4 protein-coding genes are annotated in these 2908 nt (G+C 53.8%); 1 reads left to right on the forward strand and 3 read right to left on the reverse strand.

Annotation, left to right across the window (positions count from 1 at the left end; translation table 11 throughout):
- The 3 genes from EO99_RS27795 to EO99_RS0125295 all read right to left on the reverse strand — a co-directional run.
- On the reverse strand, positions 1–419 hold a 419-nt coding region (locus EO99_RS27795), incomplete at its 3' end, for a hypothetical protein (protein WP_156035020.1).
- Positions 420–571: 152 nt separating this feature from the next.
- Positions 572–910: an Eco29kI family restriction endonuclease gene (locus EO99_RS26510; protein ID WP_081852202.1), complete on the reverse strand. Its 339-nt coding sequence runs from the start codon at positions 908–910 to the stop codon at positions 572–574.
- 41 nt (positions 911–951) lie between these two features.
- Positions 952–1683 carry a DUF3800 domain-containing protein gene (locus tag EO99_RS0125295; protein WP_029621317.1) on the reverse strand — a complete coding sequence of 244 codons (732 nt, stop codon included), beginning with the start codon at positions 1681–1683 and terminating at the stop codon, positions 952–954.
- A gap of 623 nt (positions 1684–2306) precedes the next feature.
- On the opposite strand from EO99_RS0125295, the gene EO99_RS27800 reads away from it, so the two are divergent.
- Positions 2307–2570 (forward strand): hypothetical protein, encoded by a 264-nt coding sequence (locus EO99_RS27800; RefSeq protein WP_156035021.1) that lies wholly within the window; start codon positions 2307–2309, stop codon positions 2568–2570.
- The last annotated feature ends 338 nt before the right edge of the window (positions 2571–2908 follow it).

Raw genomic sequence — 2908 nt, forward strand, 5'->3', positions numbered from 1 at the left:
GCCGGATGAAAGTTCAGTGGCAGGTCACCGAGATCCGCTTGCCAATTGGTGGCTTTGGAAAAGGCAGGATCAAAAAGCTGTACGGTCGGATCTGCGGGTTTAGACGACCTAGGTAAATAAGTACCGTTTTTAGATCCCCGGGCATCTGAATTCCAACGCAAAGCTCGCATTTGGTTGACTGGCTTAGTGATGCCCAGCCCTCCGGAAACCGCATCCAATGCAACGAGTGCTAAATCAAAATCAGAGTATGAAAATTCGCTGTCGTTGAGCGCGCGATCGAATGAGACGGCGAGATATTTCGCGACGGAGCGTCGCTTCCGCACGATCTCATAAATCTGCTCATCTTCTTCCAACTGGCCTTGGATATCAGTGAGAAAATCGGATTTTCTGCTCCGTTTAAAATTCACCGCGAAGCTCATTGAACGCATCGTCGAAGATCGATCGCCTAGCCATTGATGCTCCTTTAAGCAGCGTGAGGTCGACTAAAATGTTTGCACCAGTTTGTTGTTCACGATCATGCCGTGGGTCCGCGCGGCGAGTCGTGTCCACTGATAGGATACAGGGCTTAGGTCTAGATATTGTCCGCAGCGTCGACGGCTTCTGTCTGGTCTGCCTCTTGTTGCTCCTCGATCGGGCGCGGCAGGCTCTTTATTAGACGACCCGCAAAGTAGTCCTCAAGTCGTTTTACGAGGAATTCGGGCGTCAAGCCGCTGTCCTTTGCCTTTTTGAAGGCCTGTCGACCCGGATGCAGGACGTCCCATGGCGACAGAAATTGCGTTTCCCTGTTTCTGCCTGGCGCATTGTTTCCAAACCCATGCAGCGCGCGGTTCCATATGGGCTTAAAGGTTTCGATGAGCATGTTCTCCCCAAGAGGGATCCAAACATCGTCCAGCGAACCGCATCGAGGGATACTACCTGGCCCTCCGTGAAGGCTCCATCAGCCGTTGTACGCTAGTGGATGCAGCCAACCCACACAGAGCCGAGCCGGTGCTGGGCTGCTTCCTTCACTTTATCATCGCATCCATCGGAAAAGATTAAGCCGAACGGTTTCATGAATGGTTCTGGAAATCCGTCGTCATTGCGGCGAACAGGTTCGCTGCTCGCGAGGGCATACCTGATCGACGCCCACAGCTCCCATGCAAGTTCAAGCTCGCCGTCATCTCCGGGATAGATTCGGCTCTTCGGAACCATCTTCCTTGCAAGACCTAACTCGTCCAGCAGTATTGTAGATATGAAATGGGCGCAACAATCCGCGAGTTGAATGCCGATGACCTGCTTTGAGTCGCAATCGGCGACAATGGAATAGCCCAAGGGAGGAATGGTTGATTGGTGCTTCATCCCTTGGTCAAGGAAAGCTGTTGCCATGACGCCAGGGTATCTTGAAGCAAACGCTCCGCCTAGTCGTCCCGCCAATTGCATCAACTCACTGCGTTCATTGAGACTGCATACTCCGATGGCAATCTTACAGCCTCCGATAATCGAACGAAAACGTTCTCGTAACTCCTGAGCTTGGGCGTTTCCTTGCATCTTCAAGCTGCTCTTGAACTCGTCTAAGCCAGGGGAAAAGCCACACTGAGAGAGAGCATCTGTCGCCTCACGGATCTGGTCAGGAGAGGCGTGCAGAGCCGTGAGCACTATGAACCCGCCCCGCTCATGGATGCTTTCGTCGATGTAGATGTCCATTCCACCAATCCGTCGCGTCGGTTCAAATTGTAAAGGCACACCAGCTAAAGGGTTGCTGCAATCGAGCGCAAGCTTCGTGTCTTGCCGAGGCAGTTCAGGGCCCGGCTTGGCACGAACTCACACTATCTGGCGGGTGGCAACCCGTTCCACCTACAGCAGATGCCTATACGCATGGACATCTATTTCCGGTGTCGGAACTGAAGCACTCTCCAAGTGAAGCTCCAGTTGAGCTTCCTGACCAGCCTTCCGCGGTCAGCAACCGAGGAGCCAAAGCAAAGCTCGCTCGACCACAGGAGACCTAAAATGAAAAGCGCCGTATTGGCTGCATTCGCAGCGCTTCTTGCCATGACCCCGGCCTCATCTTCGTGGGCTACAGATCGAGGCGATTACTACGACGGGATCGATCGAAACAATAACGCGCCAAGACACCCACCTCGTGTCGATCGCCGTTTCTCCACAGGTTCCATTTCGAACTCCGACCGTTTGGTGTCTTCGCCCAACTCAGGCGACTACTACGAAGGCGCTACTCGTCCAAACTGAGTAGTTCATTCAAGACACCGACAAGCGCCCGCGTTCCAGGTCGCAGTTCTGGGTTCGCGGGCCAAAACTCTGAGGATATGAAAATGGCAACCAAAACAACGATCATCGCGACAGCAACAGCAGCATTGGCATTAGTGGCACTCGCAGTGCTCGACTTCGCGACGGCAAGCTCGAATGACGTTCTTACTGCTGATGTAAGGCTTCCAACATCACGAGATAACCGTCAACCAGGCGACGAAAAGCATCCTACCTACAAGCGCTTTTCGTCTCTGGAGCAAGGCAAGACCAATACTCGTCGGCAGCCTAATGAAGCGATTGCCATTGCGGAGACCAGCTTCGCGGAGTGATGTGGGTAGCACTACCACGATCTAATCTTCGTCCCCAGCATGGATCTATGGACCTACTTAGGCAAGGCAAGTTCCACCAAACGCCGCTTCCGCATCAACCCCTTGGGCCGCAGTAACGGGATCTATAGCCCGGTCTGCGACCCAAAGCGTGGATGTCAGCCATGTTGCGCATTGGGCTGATCGAGTGGCATCGCCACCCCTGGCAAGTCTTGTCTACCAGCCGAAGCAAAAGTCCTTCAGAAGGACCAAACTCATGCGGTCAAGCATCTGCGGAGGCCGATGAAGCGGCTTCCGGCAGGCATCGGCCAGTGTGTTTCGGCGTGCAAAATTGACCCCAT

The organism is Pseudorhizobium marinum, from assembly GCF_000705355.1.
GTDB lineage: Bacteria > Pseudomonadota > Alphaproteobacteria > Rhizobiales > Rhizobiaceae > Neorhizobium > Neorhizobium pelagicum.

Excerpts from the sequence above, each read along its gene's own strand:
- EO99_RS0125295 (WP_029621317.1), bottom strand. The coding sequence starts at position 1,683 with ATGGACATCTACATCGACGAAAGCATCCATGAGCGGGGCGGGTTCATA.
- EO99_RS27800 (WP_156035021.1), top strand. The coding sequence starts at position 2,307 with ATGGCAACCAAAACAACGATCATCGCGACAGCAACAGCAGCATTGGCA.